Origin of the sequence: Klebsiella sp. GL120222-02 (genome assembly GCF_003097195.1) — a bacterium.
Taxonomy (GTDB): Bacteria; Pseudomonadota; Gammaproteobacteria; order Enterobacterales; family Enterobacteriaceae; genus Klebsiella; species Klebsiella variicola.
On the sequence record NZ_QEQO01000003.1, the window covers coordinates 104,037 to 127,164 of the forward strand.

Consider the following 23,128-nt stretch of genomic DNA (forward strand, 5'->3'; position numbering starts at 1 on the left):
CGAAACTTAAACGCAGGATACAACGCCTATGAAACCACGTCAGCGCCAGGCAGCCATTCTCGAGCACCTGCAATCGCAGGGCAAATGCTCGGTCGAAGAGCTGGCGCAACACTTCGACACCACCGGCACCACTATCCGCAAGGATCTGGTGATTCTGGAGAATGCCGGGACCGTCATCCGCACCTACGGCGGCGTAGTGTTGAATAAAGACGAGGCCGACCCGCCTATCGACCACAAGACGCTGATCAACACCCACAAGAAAGCGCAGATTGCCGAGGCCGCCGTACGCTACATCCACGATGGCGATTCAATTATCCTCGACGCCGGCAGTACCGTGCTGCAAATGGTGCCGTTGCTGAGCCGCTTCAATAACATCACGGTGATGACCAACAGCCTGCATATCGTCAACGCCCTTTCCGAGTTCGATAACGAGCAGACCATCCTGATGCCGGGCGGCACCTTCCGTAAAAAATCGGCTTCATTCCACGGCCAGCTGGCGGAAAACGCCTTCGAACAATTCAGCTTCGACAAGCTGTTTATGGGCACCGACGGCATCGATCTGGTCGCGGGCGTCACCACCTTTAACGAGGTCTATACCGTCAGTAAGGCGATGTGTAACGCCGCCCGCGAAGTGATCCTGATGGCCGACTCATCCAAGTTTGGCCGTAAAAGTCCCAACATTGTCTGCGGCCTTGAACGCGTGGATAAATTGATTACCGATGCCGAGATTGACCCTGAATTCCAGCGGGCGCTGGAAGCCAAAGGTATTGAAGTCATTATTACTGGAGAACATCATGAGTAACTTTTTGTTAGAGGCCGGACGCCAGACCCTGATGCTTGAGCTGCAGGAGGCGAGCCGCCTGCCGGAACGCCTGGGCGACGACTTCATCCGCGCGGCGGAAACCATCATCCACTGCGAGGGCAAACTGATTGTCTCCGGTATCGGTAAATCCGGCCACATCGGTAAAAAGCTGGCGGCAACCTTCGCCAGCACCGGCACCCCGGCCTTTTTCGTCCATCCGGCGGAAGCCCTGCACGGCGATCTCGGTATGCTCGATAGCCGCGACGTGATGCTGTTTATCTCCTACTCCGGTAGCGCAAAAGAGCTGGATCTCATCGTGCCGCGGCTGGAAGAGAAATCCATTCCGCTGCTGGCGATGACCGGCAAATCCACCTCGCCGCTGGCGCTGGCGGCGAAAGCGGTGCTGGATATCGCCGTGGAGCGCGAAGCCTGTCCGATGCATCTGGCGCCGACCTCCAGCACCGTTAACACCCTGATGCTGGGCGACGCGCTGGCGATGGCGGTGATGCAGGCGCGCGGTTTCAATGAAGAAGATTTCGCCCGTTCCCATCCGGCGGGCGCCCTCGGCGCGCGTCTGCTGAATAAGGTGCATCACCTGATGCGCCGCGACGAAGAAGTGCCGCGGGTCGATGCCGGGGCCAACGTCATGGACGCCATGCTTGAACTCAGCCGAACCGGGCTCGGCCTGGTGGCGGTCTGCGATGAAACCAACCGCGTGCAGGGCGTTTTCACCGACGGCGACCTGCGCCGCTGGCTGGTTGCTGGCGGTACGCTCAACGATAGCGTCACTCGGGCGATGACCCGCAACGGCGTAACGCTGCAGGCGGAAAGCCGCGCGGTGGAAGCCAAAGAGCGACTGATGAAACACAAAATCAGCGCCGCGCCGGTCGTGGATGAAAACGGTCAACTGGTCGGCGCCATCAACCTGCAGAATTTTTACCAGGCGGGGATCCTTTAAGTCCCAGACGTTTCGCCAGCCGATGCAGGTTGGCGACGTCCAGTTCCAGCGCACGGGCGGTCGCCGCCCAGTTGCGCTGGTTCGCCTCGAGCGCGCGGCTAATCGCTTCCCGCTGAAAAGAGTCGGTCGCCTCGCGTAGATTGACCTTCTCTATCGCGGGTGCCGCTGCCGCCGTCTCAGTCGGTAACATCGGCGCAGCCACCGCAAACTGGAAATGCTGCGGCTCCAGCACCACTTCATCGCCGGCCTGGGTGGCCCGCGCCAGCACCACCGCCCGGTGAATAGCATGCTCCAGTTCGCGCACGTTGCCCGGCCAGGACCACTGCTGCAGCCTGTTTCGCGCCGCTTCGCTGAGTATCACCCGCGCCAGCCCCATCCGCAGGCGGCACTGCTCACAGAAATAGCCCGCCAGCAGCACCACATCGCTGTCCCGATCGCGTAGCGCCGGAACCGACAGCGGGAAGACGCTCAGCCGATGGTACAGATCGGCGCGAAAGCGCCCTTCCACCACCTCCTGGCGCAGATCGCGGTTCGTCGCCGCCAGCACCCGCACATCGACCCGCAGACTGCGGTCATCGCCGACGCGCTGAATATCGCCATACTGCAGCACGCGCAGCAGCTTCGCCTGCAACGCCAGCGACAGTTCGCCAATTTCATCAAGGAACAGGGTGCCGTTATCAGCCATCTCAAATTTACCGCTGCGGTTGCTGATAGCCCCGGTAAACGCCCCTTTCACATGGCCAAACAGCTCGCTCTCCGCCACGCTTTCCGGCAGCGCCGCGCAGTTGAGATAGACCAGCGGATTGGCGGCTCGCGGCGATCCCTGGTGCACCGCCTTCGCCACCAGCTCTTTACCGGTGCCGGTTTCGCCGCTTATCAGCACGTTTAAATCCGAGGCGGCGACGATATCGATCTCTTTTTTCAGCTGCAGCATGGGCGCCGACAGGCCGATAATTTCCTGGCGCTCAGGTTGCGCGTCATTCACCGGTTGCACCGGCAACACATTTTGCGCCTCTAGGCGGGCGATGAGCAGCGCGTTATTCAAGGCGCCAGCCACCAGCGCGGCAATCAGCCGCAGCTCTTCATCGCTGAAGCTATCGAAACGGTCGGCATCCATACCATCAAGGGTCAGCGCGCCAATCAGCGTCTGCCCGGCAAACAGCGGCAGGCCAACGCAGGCGTGAACCTTCAGGCTCTCATGACCGGGGATCAGCCCGTCATAGGGGTCGGGCAAATCGCTATCCGCCGGGAAGCGCACCACATCCCCGGCGCGCGCAATCGCCTCAAGCCGCGGATGCCCTTCCAGGGCAAAGCGCCGACCAAGCACATCCTGCGCCAGGCCATCGATCGCCAGCGGCACAAACTGATGCGCCTCATAGCGCAGCAGCGCCGAGGCATCGCAGCCGAGGATCTGCCGCAGGGTAGTAATCAGGCGCGAAAAGCGGTCGGCATGACCGATATCGCTTTGTAAATCAATGGCGATTCTCGCCAACTCGTCGACGGAAAAACTCATTGCCGCTCCATTGTCATTTTGACAACACGCATTGTCATATAGACTATTTTAGCTATTGTCATTTTGACAGCAACCAAAATCAGAAAAAATTAAAAATAGATAATTATCAATGAATTAAAAAGTTGGCATGTAACTTGATATAAGCCAGTCAACTGAGTTTAAACACACTGTATTGATTGAGGTTGCTATGTCTATTGCGGTTAAAAATAACATTCTTTGGGTTGGCCAACGTGACTGGGAAGTGCGTGATTTCCACGGCACCGAATATAAAACGCTGCGCGGCAGCAGCTACAACAGCTATCTCATCCGCGAAGAGAAGAACGTGCTGATTGATACCGTCGATCATAAATTCAGCCGCGAGTTCGTGCAGAACCTGCGCAGCGAAATCGATCTGGCCGACCTCGACTATATCGTCATTAACCACGCCGAAGAGGACCATGCCGGCGCGCTGACTGAGCTGATGATGCAGATCCCGGATACGCCGATCTACTGCACCGCCAACGCTATCGACTCGATCAACGGCCACCATCATCATCCTGAGTGGAACTTCCACGTGGTGAAAACCGGCGATACTCTCGATATCGGTAATGGTAAACAGCTGATCTTCGTGGAAACGCCGATGCTGCACTGGCCTGACAGCATGATGACCTACCTGACCGGCGATGCGGTGCTGTTCAGCAATGACGCCTTCGGCCAGCACTACTGCGACGAACACCTGTTCAACGATGAAGTGGACCAGATTGAACTGTACGAACAGTGCCAGCGCTACTACGCCAACATCCTGACGCCGTTTAGCCGCCTGGTGACGCCAAAAATTACCGAGATCCTCGGTTTCAACCTGCCGGTGGAGATGATTGCCACCTCCCACGGCGTGGTCTGGCGCGATAACCCGACGCAAATCGTCGAGAAATACCTCGAGTGGGCGGCGGATTATCAGGAAGATCGCATCACGATTTTCTACGACACCATGTCCAACAACACCCGTATGATGGCGGATGCTATCGCTCAGGGGATCACTGAAGTCGACCCGCGGGTAGCGGTAAAAATCTTCAACGTCGCCCGCAGCGACAAAAACGACATTCTCACCAATGTTTTCCGCTCGAAAGGCGTACTGGTGGGCACCTCCACCATGAACAACGTGATGATGCCGAAAATCGCCGGGTTGGTGGAAGAGATGACCGGGCTGCGTTTTCGCAATAAACGCGCCAGCGCCTTTGGCTCGCACGGCTGGAGCGGCGGCGCGGTAGACCGCCTCTCCACCCGCCTGCAGGATGCCGGCTTTGAGATGTCGCTGAGCCTGAAAGCCAAATGGCGCCCGGATATCGACGCGCTGGAATTGTGCCGCCAACACGGACGCGACATCGCCCGCCAGTGGGCCCTCTCGCCGCTGCCGGTTGCTGAAGCAGCGACAACGCCGGAACAACAGGACTGTGCCTGTGCCGCCGCCGCGGCCGCCGATCTCGGTCCCATGATGCAGTGCAGCGTGTGCCAGTGGGTCTATGACCCGGCGAAAGGCGAACCTAACCAGGATGTCCAGCCGGGTACGCCGTGGAGTGAAGTGCCGGACAATTTCCTCTGCCCAGAGTGTTCTCTTGGCAAAGATGTCTTTGACGTACTGGCGACGGAGGCAAAATGAGTGATGGCATCGTCATCATCGGCTCGGGCTTCGCGGCCCGCCAGCTGGTGAAAAATATCCGTAAGCAGGATACGCAAATCCCGCTGACGTTAATCGCCGCCGATAGCATGGATGAATACAACAAACCGGACCTCAGCCATGTCATCAGCCGCGGGCAGAAGGCCGACGATCTGACCCTGCAAAGCGCCGGCGAGTTCGCCGAGCAGTATAATCTGCGTCTGTTTCCCCATACCTGGGTGAGCGATATCGACGCCGAAAAACGGTTAGTGAAGAGCCAGGATAACCAGTGGCGCTATGACAAACTGGTGCTGGCCACCGGGGCGACGCCGTTTATCCCGCCGGTGCCGGGACGCGAGCTAATGCTGACGCTGAACAGCCAGCGCGAATATGGCGCGGCGCAGAGCCAGCTGCACGACGCGAAGCGCGTGCTGATCGTCGGCGGCGGCCTGATTGGCTGCGAACTGGCGATGGATTTCTGCCGCGCCGGTAAAGCGGTAACGGTGGTCGATAACTCAGCCAGCGTGCTGGCGGCGCTGATGCCGCCGGAGGCCAGTAGCCGCCTGCAGCATCGGCTTACCGAGATGGGCGTACATCTGATGCTCAAGGCGCAGCTTGAGGGGTTAGAGCAAACCGCCGACGGCATTCGCGTCAGTCTCGACCGCCAGCGCGCGATAACCGTCGATGCGGTGGTGGCCGCCGCCGGCCTGCGCCCGGAAACGTCGCTGGCGCGCCATGCCGGATTGCAGATTAACCGCGGCGTGGTGGTCAATAACCAACTGCAAACCAGCGACCCGGCGATTTATGCGCTCGGCGACTGTGCGGAAATCAACGGTACGGTACTGCCGTTCCTGCAGCCGATTTTACTCAGCGCCATGTGCCTGAGTAAAAACCTGCTGGCGCAAACGGGCGAGCTCATCTTGCCGCCAATGCTGGTGAAAGTGAAAACGCCGGATCTGCCGCTGCATCTGGCCGGCGACACCCGCCGCGACGATCTGACGTGGAATATCGTAGCCGCCAAAGAGGGGCTGGTAGCGAAAGGCGTGGATGCCGAAAACCAGCTGCGCGCCTTTGTGGTGAGTGAAGACAAAATGAAGGAAGCCTTTGCGCTGCTCAAACAGCTGGTGAGTTGATTACCGTCCAGGCAGCCCTGTTTTGCCGGGTGGCGCTACGCTTACCCGGCCTACGGAGGCCGCCCGTAAGCTCATATACTGTAGGCCCGCGCAAGCGCAGCGCCGCCGGCGCAGGGGGCGGCGTCTGGCCGCTCCCTGCGCCACGGAAAACAGAGTGCCGAAAAATTAACCGGGAGCGCAGGTTCGGTTAACACTCAAAACGTTGTTTCTGTCTGAGCCGACTCCTGCAGCACCTGCAGAATGTTGGCTGCGGCGGCGGTCCCCATTTTCACGTAAGAGGCATCGCTAACGCCACCCACATGCGGAGACAGAATGACATTATCAATCGCCTGCCAGATATGCGGCGTGGTGAGTGGTTCACTGTGAAAGCTGTCGAGCGCCGCCCAGCGCAAGGTCCCCGCTTTTAATGCTGCGGCCAGCGCCACATCGTCAATCAACCCGCCGCGCGCAGTATTCACCAGGATAGCGCCCGGCTTACACTGCGCCAGCGTGGCGGCATTGATCATTCCTCTGTTGTGTTGCGTCAAGGGACAATGAAGGGACAGAACATCGGCCTGCATCAGCAGGTCTTTGAGTTCGTCAACACGTTCACATTCCGGCGGGACCGTTTTCGCGTAGGGATCGTAAGCCAGAACCTTCATACCAAAGGCGACGGCAATTTTCGCCACACGGCTGCCAATAGCGCCGAGGCCGACCAGTCCCAGCGTTCTGCCCTCAAGTTCGAGTGATTTATGCGTTGATTTATCCCAGTGCCCTTCACGCAGGCGGCGGTCAAGCGGAATTACCGACTTGGCACAGGCCAGAATTAACGCCCAGGTGTGTTCGGAAACCGCGGCGGCATTGGCCCCCGTCGCCGCGCGAACCATTATGCCGCGCGCGGTGGCCGCCTCAACGTCAATGACATCAATGCCGCTGCCATGTTTGGCAATCACCTTCAATGCCGGGGCGGCATCCATGACGGCGGCCGTGATTTTGCCATAGCGCACCAGTATCGCGAGCGGATTGTGCTGCTGGCACAAGGCTATCAGCTGGGATTCTGTTGGCTGGCGGCCGGCAAAGACAAGCTCGTAATCTTCCAGCATCTCCAGCGCTGCTGCAGCCAAATCGCTGCCGGTAATCAGGATGACGTTTTTAGCGCTCATGGCAGTGTCTCCCCTTCGCTCAGCATCCCTGCCTGACGCAGAGCGCTCTCCAGCCAGTGCGGACGAAGGTCGCCGTCGCGGATAGCAACCAGACGTTTTGATTCCATCGCCAGTTTGCCTTTCGCCAGTTCGATGATGGTGCGAACTTCATCGCGCGGGATAACGACCACGCCGTCAATATCCCCTACCACTAAGTCACCTGCCTGCACGGCGGCGCCACCGACTGAAATAGCGTGATTGACCCTGCCTGGAATGAACTTGGTGGGGCCGCACGGATTCAGGCCGGCGGCGAAAACCGGAAAGAGTTGGTTACTTAAGGTTTCCGCATCGCGAACGGCACCGTCAATGATAATCCCTGCGATACCGCTGGCCTGGGCCTGCGTGGCCATGATCTCTCCCAGCAGCGCGCAGGAGAGATCGCCCTTCCCGTCGATGACCAGCACATCGCCAGGTTTGGCGACGGCCATTGCGGCGTGAATAGCGAGGTTATCCCCCGGGCGGACCTCTACGGTAATCGCTGGCCCGGCAACCGCCATATGCGGCGCCAGCGGCTTGATGCGGCCATGTAATGTGCCACGGCGTCCGGCCACGTCAGCCAGAATGGCGGCCTGAAATTCGGCGGCCTGGCGGACCTCTTCCGCGCCAACACGCGCAATATCAAAGTTGATGAGTTTCTGTTGCGAAGCAGGCATGGTTACTCTCCATTTGTTTTACTAGATACAACTCATGTGTACTATATAAAACAACTATACGAGCATTGCTTCGCTTTTCGCCAGTGTTGCGAAGTTGTTTGTGATGTAAACACGAAGTTACTCACAAAATTCAGGTACAATTTTGTTCGGCAAAAAGGAGAACATGATGGGGAATGAAGGCGTAATTGCCGTTGAAAAGGCGCTGGCTTTACTTGATTGCTTCCGTCCCGGTAATGACAGTCTGACGTTAACGGAGCTGGCCCAGCTTTCGGGATATCACAAAACAACCGTTTATCGCCTGATGAATTCGCTTGAGCGAATGAACTACATCATCCGGCACGACGATGGCACCTATACGCTCGGCCACCGTCTGCTCTATCTCGGCAAGCTCTATGAGCAATCATTTGAACTTGCCAGAGTCGTACAGCCGGAATTGCAGGCGCTGTCACAGGCCTCCAGCGAAAGCGCGAGCTGGTATGTGATTGAGGGGGGACAGCGCCTGTGTCTGTTCCGCGCCGAAGCCTCCCAGGGATTACGCCACAGCAACCTGCCCGGCAGCCAGTTCCCGCTGGATGGTTCCGCTATCAGCAAGGTTTTACGCCACTGGGGATTGGGTGAATCGTTGCAGGAAGACGAACCGACGCTGCCGTTCTATACCTCCGGCGCGCGCGACCCGCACACCGCGGCCTTCGCAATGCCGGTGTTTGGCGTCCACGATAAACTGATCGCGGCGCTGGCCCTGACCGGGCCGGCATCGCGTCTGACGGAAGATCGTAAAGAAAACGGCATCAGCCAGCTCATGCAGGAGACGGCCAACCGCCTGTCGCTCAAGCTAGGCGCCAGCAAGCCATTCTGCGAAAGGTTTTACGGTCTGAAAGAGTAAGATTGGCTAAGAAGGCGGGAAAAATCCCGCCTTTGCTTATTAATGGGTCATCTGTTTTTCCTGCCTGGCAGTCTGCGAGTAACGCCGTCCCATGGCCAGCACCGCAATGCCGCCTGCCAGACACAAGGCGGCCAGCGGCAGCATCGCCAGCGTATGGCTTCCTGTCCGTTCGCTAATAATGCCATAGGCATTCACCATCACCGCGCCGCCAATCAGGTTGGCGATCGCGCCGATGGCCGCCAGCCCGGCGGCGGCTGACGTGCTGCTCATCCAGCCCGATGCCAGCGCCCAGAAGGGGCCCTTCGCCGCATAAGCGCCAATCAGTATGGTACTGAGGATCATAATGGTGGCCGGAAGCGACAGATTGATAAATGCCGCGAACACGCCAGCCGCAATCATAAAGAGGGTAAGCGCCGTGTGCCAGCGGCGTTCATTTTTCCGGTCCGAACTGCGTCCCCAGACAATCATCAGCACCGACGCCAGTCCATAGGGGATGGCATTCAGCAGCCCGGTGGTCAGGTTATCAAGATGGAACGACTTCAGCAGCTGTGGAGACCAGACGCTAAGCGTGGTGCCGGCAGACGACGCACCGGCGTAAATCAACGCCATCAGCCAGATTTGGCGATGCTTCAACAGTTGCCATGTGGTGGTATGGCCGATCTGTTTCTGCTGTTGGCGCTCCGCCTGAAGCGTGTTTTCCAGCCACGTCTTCTGCCGGTCGTTTAACCAGCCAGCCTGATGCGGGCGGTCGCGCAAAATAAAGAAAGCGGCAATCCCCAGCAGCACCGCCGGCAACCCTTCAATAATGAATAACAGATGCCAGCCGCGCAGCCCTAACCAGCCATCCAGCATCAGGATCAGCCCTGAAAGCGGTGAGCCGATAAAGTTAGCCAGCGGAATGGCCACCATAAAAGAGGCAATAATACGCGCACGGTAGCGTGACGGGATCCACCAGGTAAGATAGAGTACCACGCCCGGAAAAAAGCCCGCTTCGGCAGCGCCCAGTAAAAAACGGACGATGTAAAGGGAGGTGGTGTTCTGCACCAGCGCCATACACATCGATACCACTCCCCAACTGATCATAATGCGCGGGATCCACAAGCGCGCCCCCACCTTCTGCATCGCCAGGTTGCTGGGCACTTCAAAGATAAAATAGGCGACAAAATACAAACTGCTGGCGAAGCCAAAAGCCGCCTTACTCAGGCCCAGATCCTCATTCATCTGCAGCGCAGCCATACCAATATTGCCCCGGTCAATAATCGACACCAGGTAGCTGACAACCAGGAAAGGCAGGATGCGCCAGATAACCCGCCGCATGGTCTCTTTTTCCAGCGCATCGTTATCGATAGCGCGGTTCGGTAATTGATCGGTCATGGTTTCCTCGCAGGGTTTCATTATGTTTATCAGGAAAACGATGTAGTGACGAAATAAGTGACTTCAGCCTGATGCGTCCGTTTTGCCGCGTCCGGAGATGAGGATGGGCTGCCTGGGTTGTCATGTTGCTTCACCAGGTAACGCAAGCCACACGTTTCTGGCCGCAAGGTGCGGCGCGGTAACGATCTCCATGAACATCTCGCCTTTGTTGCACTGTGTACAACTTAGTTTTATTTTACAAAACTACTATAACGAGGCTGCCGTGTTTTTATCCAGTTAACGATCGGTTTAAATTATGTAAATAAGAGGTGAATCACAGATACTTCGGGTCGTTAAAACGAGGGAAAATGAAGATTTGATAAAAAACACTAATTTTTCAGTGAGTTAAGTAATTGAGATTATTGACGCAGAGCGATGCATCGCCAGGACCTGGGTCAGCCTGCGCAGCGCAGCGCCGCCGGGCAGATCGGGTAGCCCGGCTAAGCACAGCGCAAGCCGGGAAAATCTCCAGGTTAACGCGCCAGATTGTCGTAGCCGCGCCAGCGGTAGTTAAGCACCGACAGCGCCCAACAGGCGACGAACAGCCCCACCACCACAAATCCGGCATCGCCAAGGTTATCGTTTAACATCCCCACCCAGCGCCATATCCCGCCACTGAGCGCAAACTTATCCATCAGCAGGCCCAGCGCTTCCAGGCCGCCGATAAACAGCGCCACCACCACCGAGGTGCCGGTGATGGTCATATTGTAATAAAGCTTGCGCTGCGGTTTGCTGAACGCCCAGCCGTAGGCGCCGACCATCAGCACGTTATCGAGGGTATCCACCAGCGCCATACCACTGGCGAACAGCGCCGGGAAGACCATAATCGACCAGACGGAAATCCCGCTCGACGCGCCGGCGGCGGAGATACCCAGCACGCCGATTTCGGTAGCGGTGTCAAAACCGAGGCCGAACAGGAAGCCGACCAGGTACATCTGCCAGCTGCGGCTGACCAGACGGAAGGTTTTGCCAAACAGCCAGCTCATCACCCCGCCGCCGCTGACGATTTCGTCGCTCACCTTCTCACCGCGCTTCCACGCCCGAAAGCTGCGCCACACGCTGCGTAAAATCACCAGGTTGATAAAGGCCATCGCCAGTAAAAACAGGGCCGACACGGCGGTGCCGATGACGCTGCCGGTGTCATGCAGCCAGCTCATCTGCGCGCTGAAGGCGGTGGCGGTCGCGGCAATCGCCGCCGAGGCCAGCACCACAATCGATGAGTGGCCCAGCGAGAACCAGGCCCCGACGGCGAATGGCCGCCGCCCCTGCTGCATCATCTTGCGGGTCACGTTATCAATCGCCGCGATATGGTCGGCATCCACCGCGTGGCGCAGGCCGTAGCCCCAGGCCAGAAGGCTGGCGGCTATCAGCGCGCCGCTGTCGCCAAAGGCCTGCAGCGCCCAGCACCAGGCCAGTAAGTTCGCCGCGATCAACCCCAACACCAGTCCCGCAGCGCGCGGCTGCTGGCGTAAAACTGTCATTATCATTGTTATGTTCCTTGAGCCTGCCCGCGGGCGGCGGCGATCACCGCCTGACCATAGGCGATTGCGCCGTCGCCGGCCGGCAACTGCTGCGCAAACAGCAGAGTAAAATCCGCCAGATAAAAGGTCAATCGCGCCGCCAGCAAGCGGTTATGCAGCACCCCGCCGCTGCAGACCATCGTCTCGATACCGCGGGCAGTGGCGCAGTCGCGGGCCATCGCCGCCAGCCCACAGGCCAGGGCGTCATGGAAGGCCCAGGCTTTCTGCGCCGGGGTCGCCTGCCAGCCCAGCCATTGTCGCCAGAAGGTGGCTAAGTCCAGCACGTCGTCGCGCCACGGCAGCGTAACCGGGTGGCTGACGCCGGGGCAGCTGGCGGCCAGCGCTTCCAGCCGACAGGCTGCTTCGCCTTCATAGCTCAGGCTCTCCGGCGCGCAATCCAGCGCGCAGGCAACGGCATCAAACAGCCGTCCGCAGGACGAGGCGCGCGGCGCATTAATGCCGCGTTCAATGGCCTGCGCCAGCAGCGGCCAGTTGCGCTGGCGGAGGGGGGCGGTCTGCGGATAATCCTGCCAGTCAGGGACAAAGGCCAGGCACTGAGCCAGCAGATTTCGCCACGGCTGGCGCGCCGCCAGGTCACCGCCCGGCAGCGCGACGGCCGGCAACCCGCCAAGATGTTCGCACTGGCGATAGTTAACCCGCAGGCACTCCCCGCCCCACAGCGCGCCGTTCTCCCCCATGCCGATGCCGTCGAGGGTCAGGGCGATAACGTCGCCGCCGTCAAGCGGCCAGCGGTGCTCGGCCAGGCACGCCGCGGCATGAGCATGGTGATGCAGCACCGTCTCCACCGGCAGCGACAGGGACGCCGCCCACTGCGTTGAGCGATAGCCGGGGTGGGCATCAACCACCACCCGCTGCGGCACAAACGCGTAAATGCTTTGCATCAGCTGCAGGGTGCTGCGCCACTGCTGTTCAACGCCTTCCTCGCCAAGATCGCCAAAGTGCTGGCTCAGCAGCGCTTCGCTGCCGCGCGCCAGGCAGAAGGTATTTTTCATATCCGCGCCGAGAGCCAGTAGCGGCGGGATGTCTTGTAGCCCCGGCGGCAGCGGCAGCGCATCCGGGACGTAGCCCCGGGCGCGGCGCAGCATTTCACCGCTTGACCGCACCAGCGAATCATCCATTCGCTGCAGGATGTCGCGATTATGCAAGAGAAAGCCGTCGGCAATGTCGGCTAAGTCGTTGAGCGCCTGAGCATTACTTAACGCCGGCGGACGGCCGCTAAGGTTGCCGGAGGTCATGACGATGGGGCGCGCCAGGGCCTGCAGAAGTAAATGCTGCAGCGGATTAGACGGCAGCATCACCCCTACTTCCGCAAGTCCTGGCGCAATCTCGTCACACAGGCCGGAGACCTGCGCTTTAGCAATCAGTACGATGGGCGCCGCCGGGGAGCCCATCAGCGCCGCGGCGTCGGCGGGTAAGCCCGCCGCTGACGGCAACATCACCGCCAGCGGTTTCGCCGGACGGTGTTTCCTCGCCCGCAGCGTGGCAACGGCAGCGGGATTACCGGCATCGCAGGCCAGATGAAAGCCGCCGATGCCTTTTATCGCCACGATGTCGCCTGCCGCCAGCCGCGTGATGGCCGCCTGCAGCGCCGCCTCGCTGTTCAGCGTTTCCCCCTCTGCCCGCCATTCCAGCCGCGGTCCGCAGTCGGGGCAGGCCACCGGCTGGGCGTGAAAACGGCGATCCGCAGGATCGCGGAACTCCGCCTCACAAGGGGAACAGAGCGGGAACGGCGCCATTGCGGTGAAAGGCCGGTCGTAGGGCATGGCGCGGATAATGGTTAACCGCGGCCCGCAGTGGGTGCAGTTGATAAAGGGGTAGCGGTAGCGGCGCGCCCGGGGATCGTTCATCTCCGCGAGGCACGCCGGACAGGTCGCGGCATCGGGCACGATCTGAGTGCGCATGCATCCCGCCCCGCTCTCGCGGATGGTGAAATCCTGCGGCGTGGCCGTCCAGCAATAAGGGGTGCAGTCGGTGCTGTCGATACGCGCCAGCGGCGGGCAGTGGTCAGCCAGAGCGGCAGTAAAACCATCGTCGCCCCCGGCCAGCCGCACCAGGACGCCGTCACCGTCATTACAGACATCGCCGCAGCGGGCCTGCCTCCGGGCCAGCCGCCAGACAAAGGGGCGGAACCCCACCCCCTGCACTTTACCGCGAATGCGGATTTGCACCCCGTTCATGCCACGACTTACCAGGCCAGCGCCGTACGGCGACGTTTCTCGATATTCATCTGCTCCAGCTTGTTGCGGTCAACGCACACCAGGGCGTGCGTCGGGCAGACTTCCATGCAGGCCGGGCCGCTCTCGCGGTGGAAGCAGAGGTCGCACTTGTTGGCTTCGGCTTTTTCCGCCACGACGTTCAGTCCGGCACCGCTATGGCGGATCACCGGGCGCACCACCACCTCCATCGCCCCGTACGGGCAGGCAACAACGCAGGTTTTGCAGCCGATGCAGCGCTCCTGCATCACATGGACAAAGCCTTTATCGCGGCTGATGGCGCCGTTCGGGCAGACGTTGGCGCAGGGGGCGTCTTCACACTGACGGCAGGCGGTCGCCGTGGAGACATTGACCCCTTTGATCACGTGAATACGCGGTTGAAAGGTGTGAGGCGTCAGGGCGGCGCAATCCTGATGTTCCTGATGGGACACCACGCAGGCCACTTCGCAAGTGCGACAGCCGATACATTTGCTCGCATCGGCGATAATGAAACGGTTCATCCATTTCTCCAGCAGTAAGAAGGTTAGGCGCCGGAGTATGCATAATACGTTCCAGTTTTTATATTATTGATAGTTAAGAGAATTAAATCGAACATTTGCTGTCATCGTCAGTAGTGACGATGACAGCTGACGACGTCAGGCACAGGGACCCGCCACCAGTGAATCACGCTCAATTAGCGCCCCGGGGAAGCTCTGCTGAAAGTTGAACTCCCCACCATCCAGCATAAATATCAGCCGATTGATGCTCTCTTTAATCATCTCCGTCACCGGTACCCGAACGCTGGCGAGCGACGGCACCATATACGGCGCCAGCACAATATCATCAAACCCCACCACCGAGACCTGATCCGGAACCTTAACGCCCAGCTGGTGAAGCTGCTTCATCGCTCCGATCGCCATATCGTCATTGCTCGCCACCAGCGCGCTGTAGGTCACCCCGCGCTGACGCAGGATCTCCACCGCCGCCGCGCCGGTTTCCGGCGTCCAGCGCCCCTCCGCGATGAGCGCCTCGTTCAGGGCGATGCCATGGCCAGCCAGCGCGTCTTTGTAGCCGGCAAGGCGTTCGACGCCGGTGGGTGAGTCAAGGGAACCGGTAATAAAGGCGATATCGCGATGGCCAAGCGCAATCAGCCGCTCCACCACCCGCATCGCCGAGGCTTTTTGATCGGACCAGACACAGTGGCTGGCGTGGCGACGCAGGCGGCGGTTAAGCACCATGATCGGCTGCGAGTGGTTCTCAACGATCTCGTCCATCTCGTCAACGGTGAGAAAGCGCGGGTAGATGATGATCGCATCGCAGCGCAGGTCCAGCAGGTACTGGATCGCCTCCCGCTCCTCTTGCGCGCTGTGCTTGCCGTCGGCCAGGATCAGCTGTCGTCCCTTGTCTTCCGTCATCCGCGCCACGTGATACAGCAGCTCGCTGAAATAGACGCCGTGGTACAGGGTGTTGGTCACCACCAGGCCCAGGGTTTGCGTCGTTTTGGTCGCCAGGTTGCGCGCCAGCAGATTAGGCCGATAGCCGCTCTCCGCCACTGCCTTAAACACCCGGTCTTTGGTCTCCTGACTGACATAGCCGTTGCCCGACAGTACCCGCGAAACGGTTGCCTTCGATACCCCCGCGCGCTTTGCGACCTCCAGCATCGTTGCCATGTGATTCTTCCTGTTGCAAAAGTTGCAGGCAGTGTACTGCACGTTTCCCGCTTTTACAGCATTCCCCTGTTCACCACCGCGATCCGGCTCACGGCGACGCTTCGCGATCAAAATCACAAAATTGAGATCATCTTTTTTTATTTCTTGTGCAATCAAATGAAACTCACCATTATTTTGTGGAACCGGTTTCCTATATAAACATGGTATCGCCCGGCGATGCGGCGCGGTAGCAGATCAGTACCCTATTGATAAACAGGATAAAATCCGATGTCGAAAAATTATGCAGCCCTGGCGCAACAGATAGTCGCGGCAATCGGCGGAGTCGATAACGTCGCCGCCGTGACCCACTGCATGACCCGTCTGCGCTTCGTGGTCAAAGACGACGAAAAGGTCGATAGCCCCACCCTGAAAGGCCTGACCGGGGTACTCGGCGTTGTGCGCAGCGATAACCAATGCCAGGTGATCATCGGCAATACCGTTTCCCAGGCCTACCGCGAGGTGGTGAATCTGCTGCCTGGCGACCTGCGCCCGGCTGAGCCGCAGGGCAAAGCGCCGCTAACCCTGAAACGCATCGGCGCCGGGATCCTTGACGCGCTGATCGGCACCATGTCGCCGCTGATCCCGGCGATTATCGGCGGATCGATGGTCAAGCTGCTGGCAATGATCCTTGAGATGAGCGGCGCACTGCCGAAAGGCTCGCCGACGCTGACACTTCTGGCGCTTATCGGCGATGGCGCATTTTTCTTCCTGCCGCTGATGGTGGCCGCCTCCGCGGCGGTGAAATTCAAAACCAATATGTCGCTGGCTATCGCCATCGCCGGGGTGCTGGTGCATCCCGGGTTTATCGAATTGATGGCCAAAGCCGCCCAGGGCGAACACGTTGAATTTGCCTTTATTCCGGTTACCGCGGTGAAATACACCTACACGGTGATCCCGGCGCTGGTGATGACCTGGTGCCTGTCGTATATCGAGCGCTGGGTGGATCGCATTACCCCGGCGGTGACGAAAAACTTCCTTAAGCCGATGCTGATCGTGCTGATCGCCGCCCCGCTGGCGATCCTGCTGATTGGCCCGCTGGGCATCTGGATCGGTAGCGCCATTTCCGCGCTGGTGTATACGATCCACAGCTATCTCGGCTGGCTGTCGGTGGCGATCATGGGCGGGCTGTGGCCACTGCTGGTGATGACCGGGATGCACCGCGTCTTTACGCCAACCATCATTCAGACCATCGCCGAAACCGGCAAAGAGGGCATGGTGATGCCATCGGAGATCGGCGCCAACCTGTCGCTGGGCGGATCGTCGCTGGCGGTGGCGTGGAAAACCAAAAACCCGGAGCTGCGCCAGACGGCGCTGGCCGCCGCGGCATCGGCGATTCTGGCCGGGATTTCCGAACCGGCGCTGTACGGCGTGGCGGTGCGCCTGAAGCGCCCGCTGATCGCCAGCTTAATCAGCGGCTTTATCTGCGGCGCGGTGGCGGGAATCGCCGGTCTGGCCAGCCATTCGATGGCGGCGCCAGGGCTGTTTACCAGCGTGCAGTTTTTCGATCCAGCCAATCCGATGACTATCGTCTGGGTATTTGGCGTGATGGCGCTGTCGGTGGTGCTGTCGTTTGCCCTGACGCTGATCCTCGGCTTTGAAGATATTCCCGTTGAACAGGCCGCTGCCGACGCCAGAGCGCGCCAGGCCCGGGCCCAGGCATCCCACGCCTGAACACACAATTGATAATGAGGTAATGCATGGCGAGTTTCCCACAGGGATTTTTATGGGGCGGCGCACTGGCCGCCAACCAGTCTGAAGGCGCTTATCTTGAAGGCGGTAAGGGGCTGACCACCGTGGATACCCTCCCCCACGGCGCCCACCGCCTGCCGGTAAAATTAGGCCTGGAGAAGCGCTTTACGCTGCGTGAAGACGAATTTTACCCCAGCCATGAAGCGATCGATTTTTACCATCGCTATAAAGAAGATATTGCCCTGATGGCCGAGATGGGGTTCAGCGTCTTTCGCACCTCCATCGCCTGGAGCCGCCTGTTCCCGCGCGGCGACGAGCAGCAGCCGAATCCGCAGGGCATCGCCTTCTATCGCTCACTGTTTGAGGAGTGCAAAAAGCACGGTATCGAGCCGCTGGTCACGCTGTGTCATTTCGACGTGCCGATGCATCTGGTGATGGAGTACGGCTCCTGGCGCAACCGCAAAATGGTGGATTTTTTCAGCCACTACGCCCGCACCTGCTTTGAAGCTTTTGACGGTCTGGTGAAATACTGGCTCACCTTCAATGAAATCAACATCATGCTGCACAGCCCCTACTCCGGCGCCGGTCTGGTGTTTGAAGAGGGTGAAAACCAGGAGCAGGTGAAGTACCAGGCCGCGCATCACGAGTTGGTGGCCAGCGCGCTGGCGACAAAAATCGCTCATGAGATTAACCCGCAAAATCAGGTCGGCTGCATGCTGGCGGGCGGCAATTTCTATCCTTACTCCTGCAAGCCGGAAGATGTGTGGATGGCGCTGGAGAAGGACCGCGAAAATCTGTTCTTTATCGACGTCCAGGCGCGCGGCGCCTATCCGGTGTGGGCCGCGCGGGTGTTCCGGGAAAAAGGGGTCACGATTGCGAAACAGCCGGGCGATGACGAGATCCTCAAAAACACCGTCGATTTCGTCTCCTTTAGCTACTACGCGTCGCGCTGCGCCTCGGCGGAGATGAACGCCAGCAACACCAATGCCGCCAACATCGTCAAGTCGCTGAAGAACCCGCACATCCCGGCCAGCGAATGGGGCTGGGGCATCGACCCGCTGGGCCTGCGCATCACCATGAACATGATGTATGACCGCTATCAGAAACCGCTGTTCCTGGTGGAAAACGGGCTTGGCGCCCGCGATGAGATCGATGCCAATGGCGACATCAATGACGACTATCGCATCAGCTACCTGCGCGAGCACATCAGGGCAATGCGCGACGCTATCGGCGACGGTATTCCGGTGCTGGGCTACACCAGCTGGGGCTGCATCGATCTGGTCTCGGCGTCAACCGGCGAGATGAGCAAGCGCTACGGCTTTGTCTATGTCGATCGCGACGATGCCGGCAACGGCACCCTGGCGCGTAAGCGTAAAAAGTCATTCTTCTGGTACCAGAAGGTGATAGCCAGCAACGGCGCCGATCTCGACTAAGCGTCCTCGCCCACGCGCGCCCATTCCCCGCGATAAACGGGGGACGGGCGTCTGCTTTCTGTTGCATCTATTACATGCTTTTTTCTCGAGCCTGATTCCAGTTTCTGGTTTGCCTCCTGTTCACAATAACTGGTATTTTATCCAGTACTTTTACAGGGGTATCTTCAGCAAGGAGCACATCATGAGCGCACAGCACACTACCGCAGCCAGAGGGATAGCCAGGGCCATTCGCCAGTTAACCGTGGGATATGTCAGAAAACGCCATGAAGACCGCAAAACGCGGGAGACGCGGCGCTACACCCGCCACGCAGCCCTGAACCTGAACGGCGACTGGCTGGAGCAGGCGGGGTTTCCGGTCGGCACGCAGGTCAGAGTCTCGGTGTCACCCGGGAAATTAGTGATAGAGAATCTTGAGCTGGCGCCGCCGGGAACGGGGCTCCCGGCAGGTCAGTCGTGCGCCGGCGGAGAGCCCGGTTCGCCGCTGGGTTAATCGTCTTCAGCCTCCAGCCGGGCAAAGCCGCCCTGGCCCTGCCAGTCTGCCAGCTGCTGGTACACCCGGGCAACGGCCTCTTTTACCGGCTGGGTCATCGGATAATAAAAACCGACGATATCCGGCTGAATGCCGAGGAAAATCACCTCGCCGACGTCCTCTTTCAACTGATCGACCAGATAGTTGAGCGGCATGTTATGGGTGGTCATCATAAACATCTCGGCGATGTCGTCGGGGTCGATGACGCGAATGTCGCCGGGGTTGAGGCCCATATCGGTGGCATCGACAATCAGCAGGCGTTCGGGGCGTAATTCGCGGATCGCCACGATGTCGTTTTCCGGCGCGCTGCCGCCGTCGATGACCACCCACTGGCCGGCCGGGTTCGCCGCGCACATCTCCGCCAGCAGCGGGCCGGCACCGTCGTCGCCCATCATGCTGTTGCCAACACAGAGTAAAACGTCAGTCACGTAATCTCCTCACCATCAGATAGATGGCGCTCTCCTGGTGAATATCATGCAGCATGCTGAGCAGGGTTTTACTCCACGCCTGCTGCTGCGGGGTCTGCGCGGACTGCGCTTTATCAAAGGCGTTGGCCAGCATCGCCACATGGCTGCTGTCGATGACGATTTCGCCATACTTCGGCACACCCTCCATTTTGCGCCGCGCGGCGCTCCCGGCCTCAAGGGTGGCGATCCATGCCAGATACGCCTCCCACGGGCAGCTCAGCGCCGCCTCGAGACAGTCGATGACGCCGAGGTGGTGGCCAATCGCCAGGCTGTAATAGACCACCTGCTGCGCCTGATCCGGCGTGGCGTCGTTCTCATCAATAAATTTACGGCTCAGCTGACTGAACACCACCGTCTCGCTCATCGGATACGCGCCCCCTCGACCACCTGGTTGAGATGGGTGACGATCTCGGTCAGACGCGGATCTTTCTCCGCCTCCAGCCAGCGCAGCACCTGGCTGTCGCCCTGGCCGAGCAGACGCATATAGTCGTCAGCAATCTGCCGGCCATAGCGATAGCCCGCCAGACGCCGCGCTTCGCGATCGATGCGCACCCGCAGGGGCTGCACCATATCGGCATGCAGCAGCTCGGTCGGCTGTTCGTCGAGTTCGCCTGGCAGACGAGCATGGATTTTCTGCTCCAGCAGGCCGAGCGCCATAGCAAAGCCGTACAGGGTGGCGGCGGGCGTCGGCGGGCAGCCCGGAATATAGACATCGACCGGTACGATTTTATCGGTACCGCCCCAGACACAGTACAGGTCGTGGAAGATGCCGCCGCTGTTGCCGCAGGCGCCGTAGGAGATACAGATCTTCGGATCCGGCGCCGACTGCCAGGCGCGCAGCGCCGGGGAGCGCATGGCGCGGGTCACCGCCCCGGTAAACAGCAGGATATCGGCATGGCGCGGCGAAGGCACCACTTTAATCCCGAAGCGTTCAGCGTCGAACAGCGGCGAAAGGGTGGCGAAGATTTCAATTTCGCAACCGTTGCAGCCGCCGCAGTCGACGCGGTAGACGTAGGCCGAACGTTTAATCTTCTTCAGCAGCGAGGCCTTCATGCTGGCGATGGATTCATCCACCGTCATCGGCACGGGAATGCCGTTTTCATCGCGCGGGCCAAGTAAAGTACTCATCAGCTGGCCTCCCTCATATGGCGGGTTAGTTCAATACGATCGGACGGCACCAGGCATTTCTGGCGCTTGCATTCCGGGCAGGTTTCGAAGCTTTCGCGGTGCAGCTCGGCGCGGGTATCGCCGTTATGCTTGAGCAGCGCGATGGCGTAGTCGATCTCCTTCTGCACCGCGAACGGACGCTGGCACTCCCGGCAGTGGCAGATAGCGAAGCGCGACTGCTGGAGGAAATCCTCTTTCTTCCACACCGCCAGCTCATACTCCGGCGACAGCTTAATCGCCGCCGTCGGGCACACCTCTTCACAGCGGCCGCAGAAGATGCAGCGCCCGAGGTTGAACTGCCACGCCAGCTGTTTAGTGGTCAGATCGGTCTCGACCGTCAGGGCGTTCGACGGGCAGGCGTTCACGCAGGCCGCGCAGCCGATACACTGCTGCGGCGTATGCTCCGGCTTGCCGCGAAAGTTTTTGTCTACCGGCATCGGCTCCAGCGGGTAGGCGTGCGTCGCGGTGCCGGTCTTAATAACTTTTTTAATAAAGGTAAACATGGCGATTCCTTATTTCAGCGGCGAGTTTTTACGCTCGATGCTGTAGCGCTCCAGCTCTTTGTACGGCACCACTTTGCTCTTCTTCTTGCGTACGTCGACAACGGTCATGCGGTCGGTACAGGAGTAGCACGGGTCGAGGCTGCCGATGATCAGCGGCGCATCGGAAACGGTGTTGCCGCGCAGCATATAGCGCAGGGTCGGCCAGTTGGCATAGGTCGCCGCCCGGCAGCGCCAGCGGTACAGTTTCTGGTTGTCGCCGGTCATGCTCCAGTGGATATCGTCGCCGCGCGGCGCCTCGGAGAAGCCCAGTGCGAAGCGGTGCGGAATATAGGTGAACCCTTCCACCATCAGCGGGCCGCCCGGCAGGTTATCGAGACCGAAATCAATCATATTCAGCGCGGTATAAACCTCGTTGATCCGCACCTTGAGGCGAGATATTACGTCGCAACCCTGCTCGCTGTGGACTTCCATCGGCAGCAGGCCGTAGCCGACAAACGGGTGGTCGGCGCGGGTGTCGCGGGCGTGGCCGCTGGCGCGCACCATCGGGCCGACGTTACTAAAGTCGCGGGCGATTTCCGGATCCAGACGGCCAATACCGACGGTACGCTGTTCCATATTCGGCGTGCTGAGCAGCATATCCACCAGTTCCTGCACGTCGCGGCGCATCTGCTGCGCCAGCTGACGGGTCTGGATCATGTCCTCTTTCAGCAGGTCGCGGCGGATCCCGCCGATCAGGTTCAGGCCGTAGGTTTTACGCGCGCCGGTGAGAATTTCCGCCATCTTCATTGAGGTTTCGCGCACGCGGAAGAACTGCATAAAGCCGGAGTCAAAGCCGGTAAAGTGGCAGGCCAGACCGAGGTTCAGCAGGTGCGAGTGCAGGCGTTCCACCTCCAGCAGAATGGCGCGGATCATCTGCGCCCGCTCCGGCACCACGATGCCCATCGCGTTCTCCACCGAGGTGGTGTAAGCGGTACTGTGGGCGAAGCCGCAGATGCCGCACACCCGGTCCGACAGGAAGGTCACTTCGTTATAGCCCATGCGGGTTTCCGCCAGCTTTTCCATCCCGCGATGGACGTAGAACAGGCGGTAGTCGGCATCGATAATGTTCTCGCCGTCAACGAACAGGCGGAAGTGGCCAGGTTCATCAGAGGTGACGTGCAGCGGGCCGATCGGCACCACGTTGTTTTTCTTGCTGCCGAGCTCGTTAATGAACTCGTAGGTTTCCGCGTCGGTGGTCGGCGCCGGACGCTGGCGATAGTCCATGCTGTCTTTGCGCAGCGGATAGAGTTCGTCCGGCCAGTCGTCCGGTAGCACCAGACGACGTTCGTCCGGCAGGCCGACCGGCACCAGGCCGTACATATCGCGCACTTCGCGCTCGCCCCACACCGCCGCCGGGACGCGCGGCGTCACCGACGGGTATTCCGGTTTGTTGGCGTCCACTTCCACGCGCACGGTGATCCAGCATTTGGTGCCCTGCTCCATCGACAGCACGTAATAGACCGCGTAGTGGCCGTTGAGCTTACGTTCATCGTTGCCGAACAGCACCGACAGCCAGCCACCCTGCTGGTAGTAGAGAAACTCCACCACTTCCGGCAGGTAGTTGACCTTCACGGTGATAGTTAACTGGTCTTTGGTCTGCCAGGCTTCGTCCAGCACCACGCCCGGAAAGGCCTGGTGCAGCGCCGCAAGATAGTGTTGACCGATTTTTTCTTCAGACATGCTCAAACTC

General features: G+C 59.8%; 21 protein-coding genes. 8 read left to right on the forward strand and 13 right to left on the reverse strand.

From position 1 onward, the window contains the following. Positions 1-28: 28 nt before the first annotated feature. Together N438_RS10420 and gutQ are read left to right on the forward strand one after the other, a co-directional pair. Entirely contained in the window at positions 29-802 is a 774-nt protein-coding gene (locus tag N438_RS10420; protein WP_012540780.1) for a DNA-binding transcriptional repressor, read from the forward strand. Beyond that, positions 795-1,760 (forward strand): arabinose-5-phosphate isomerase GutQ, encoded by a 966-nt coding sequence (gene gutQ, locus N438_RS10425; protein WP_008806164.1) that lies wholly within the window; start codon positions 795-797, stop codon positions 1,758-1,760. Before N438_RS10420 ends, gutQ begins: the two co-directional genes overlap by 8 nt. Here gutQ and norR read toward each other — a convergent pair. Beyond that, positions 1,723-3,273, reverse strand: coding sequence for a nitric oxide reductase transcriptional regulator NorR (gene norR, locus N438_RS10430; protein WP_116696277.1), 1,551 nt, complete (start codon positions 3,271-3,273; stop codon positions 1,723-1,725). The two genes, gutQ and norR, sit on opposite strands and share 38 nt — an antisense overlap. A gap of 187 nt (positions 3,274-3,460) precedes the next feature. On the opposite strand from norR, the gene norV reads away from it, so the two are divergent. Both norV and norW read left to right on the forward strand, forming a co-directional pair. After that, the gene (gene norV, locus N438_RS10440) at positions 3,461-4,909 is read left to right on the forward strand and encodes an anaerobic nitric oxide reductase flavorubredoxin (protein WP_032731130.1); all 1,449 of its coding nucleotides are present in this window, start codon (positions 3,461-3,463) and stop codon (positions 4,907-4,909) included. Next, positions 4,906-6,039 (forward strand): NADH:flavorubredoxin reductase NorW, encoded by a 1,134-nt coding sequence (gene norW / locus N438_RS10445; RefSeq protein WP_100751107.1) that lies wholly within the window; start codon positions 4,906-4,908, stop codon positions 6,037-6,039. Before norV ends, norW begins: the two co-directional genes overlap by 4 nt. 194 nt (positions 6,040-6,233) lie before the next feature. Here norW and N438_RS10450 read toward each other — a convergent pair whose 3' ends face one another. Then, the gene (locus tag N438_RS10450) at positions 6,234-7,181 is read right to left on the reverse strand and encodes a hydroxyacid dehydrogenase (RefSeq protein WP_008806168.1); all 948 of its coding nucleotides are present in this window, start codon (positions 7,179-7,181) and stop codon (positions 6,234-6,236) included. After that, the gene (locus N438_RS10455; RefSeq protein WP_116696278.1) at positions 7,178-7,873 is read right to left on the reverse strand and encodes an RraA family protein; all 696 of its coding nucleotides are present in this window, start codon (positions 7,871-7,873) and stop codon (positions 7,178-7,180) included. Before N438_RS10455 ends, N438_RS10450 begins: the two co-directional genes overlap by 4 nt. Before the next feature lie 166 nt (positions 7,874-8,039). On the opposite strand from N438_RS10455, the gene N438_RS10460 reads away from it, so the two are divergent. Beyond that, entirely contained in the window at positions 8,040-8,756 is a 717-nt protein-coding gene (locus tag N438_RS10460) for an IclR family transcriptional regulator (RefSeq protein ID WP_008806170.1), read from the forward strand. Positions 8,757-8,795: 39 nt separating this feature from the next. Here N438_RS10460 and N438_RS10465 read toward each other — a convergent pair whose 3' ends face one another. The 5 genes from N438_RS10465 to N438_RS10485 form a co-directional block, all read right to left on the reverse strand. Further along, entirely contained in the window at positions 8,796-10,130 is a 1,335-nt protein-coding gene (locus N438_RS10465) for an MFS transporter (RefSeq protein ID WP_022065928.1), read from the reverse strand. A 512-nt stretch (positions 10,131-10,642) separates the two neighbouring features. Then, entirely contained in the window at positions 10,643-11,656 is a 1,014-nt protein-coding gene (locus N438_RS10470) for a HoxN/HupN/NixA family nickel/cobalt transporter (protein ID WP_116696279.1), read from the reverse strand. Between the two features lie 2 nt (positions 11,657-11,658). Further along, positions 11,659-13,887 carry a carbamoyltransferase HypF gene (gene hypF / locus N438_RS10475; protein ID WP_116696280.1) on the reverse strand — a complete coding sequence of 743 codons (2,229 nt, stop codon included), beginning with the start codon at positions 13,885-13,887 and terminating at the stop codon, positions 11,659-11,661. Positions 13,888-13,895: 8 nt separating this feature from the next. Continuing rightward, positions 13,896-14,423 carry an electron transport protein HydN gene (gene hydN, locus N438_RS10480; protein WP_008806174.1) on the reverse strand — a complete coding sequence of 176 codons (528 nt, stop codon included), beginning with the start codon at positions 14,421-14,423 and terminating at the stop codon, positions 13,896-13,898. 135 nt (positions 14,424-14,558) lie between these two features. Next, the gene (locus N438_RS10485; protein WP_022065321.1) at positions 14,559-15,572 is read right to left on the reverse strand and encodes a LacI family DNA-binding transcriptional regulator; all 1,014 of its coding nucleotides are present in this window, start codon (positions 15,570-15,572) and stop codon (positions 14,559-14,561) included. Between the two features lie 267 nt (positions 15,573-15,839). Here N438_RS10485 and ascF point away from each other — a divergent pair, with 267 nt between their 5' ends. The 3 genes from ascF to N438_RS10505 all read left to right on the forward strand — a co-directional run bounded on the left by ascF (position 15,840) and on the right by N438_RS10505 (position 19,223). Continuing rightward, positions 15,840-17,282, forward strand: a complete 1,443-nt coding sequence (gene ascF, locus N438_RS10495; RefSeq protein ID WP_012967363.1) for a PTS cellobiose/arbutin/salicin transporter subunit IIBC — start codon at positions 15,840-15,842, stop codon at positions 17,280-17,282. A 26-nt stretch (positions 17,283-17,308) separates the two neighbouring features. Continuing rightward, positions 17,309-18,733 carry a 6-phospho-beta-glucosidase gene (locus N438_RS10500; RefSeq protein WP_022065322.1) on the forward strand — a complete coding sequence of 475 codons (1,425 nt, stop codon included), beginning with the start codon at positions 17,309-17,311 and terminating at the stop codon, positions 18,731-18,733. 181 nt (positions 18,734-18,914) lie between these two features. Beyond that, on the forward strand, positions 18,915-19,223 hold the full coding sequence (locus tag N438_RS10505) for a SymE family type I addiction module toxin (protein ID WP_012967361.1): 309 nt from the start codon (positions 18,915-18,917) through the stop codon (positions 19,221-19,223). Here N438_RS10505 and hycI read toward each other — a convergent pair. Genes hycI through hycE form a run of 5 tightly spaced genes read right to left on the reverse strand, consistent with a single transcriptional unit; the run spans position 19,220 to position 23,118 of the window. Further along, the gene (hycI, locus tag N438_RS10510) at positions 19,220-19,690 is read right to left on the reverse strand and encodes a hydrogenase maturation peptidase HycI (RefSeq protein ID WP_008806179.1); all 471 of its coding nucleotides are present in this window, start codon (positions 19,688-19,690) and stop codon (positions 19,220-19,222) included. The two genes, N438_RS10505 and hycI, sit on opposite strands and share 4 nt — an antisense overlap. Beyond that, positions 19,683-20,093, reverse strand: coding sequence for a formate hydrogenlyase maturation HycH family protein (locus tag N438_RS10515; protein WP_032731137.1), 411 nt, complete (start codon positions 20,091-20,093; stop codon positions 19,683-19,685). Before N438_RS10515 ends, hycI begins: the two co-directional genes overlap by 8 nt. Further along, positions 20,090-20,857, reverse strand: a complete 768-nt coding sequence (locus tag N438_RS10520) for an NADH-quinone oxidoreductase subunit B family protein (RefSeq protein ID WP_002914891.1) — start codon at positions 20,855-20,857, stop codon at positions 20,090-20,092. Before N438_RS10520 ends, N438_RS10515 begins: the two co-directional genes overlap by 4 nt. Further along, positions 20,857-21,399 (reverse strand): formate hydrogenlyase complex iron-sulfur subunit, encoded by a 543-nt coding sequence (locus N438_RS10525; RefSeq protein ID WP_032731138.1) that lies wholly within the window; start codon positions 21,397-21,399, stop codon positions 20,857-20,859. Before N438_RS10525 ends, N438_RS10520 begins: the two co-directional genes overlap by 1 nt. 9 nt (positions 21,400-21,408) lie before the next feature. Next, positions 21,409-23,118 carry a formate hydrogenlyase subunit HycE gene (gene hycE / locus N438_RS10530; protein ID WP_004151044.1) on the reverse strand — a complete coding sequence of 570 codons (1,710 nt, stop codon included), beginning with the start codon at positions 23,116-23,118 and terminating at the stop codon, positions 21,409-21,411. Positions 23,119-23,128: the final 10 nt, after the last annotated feature.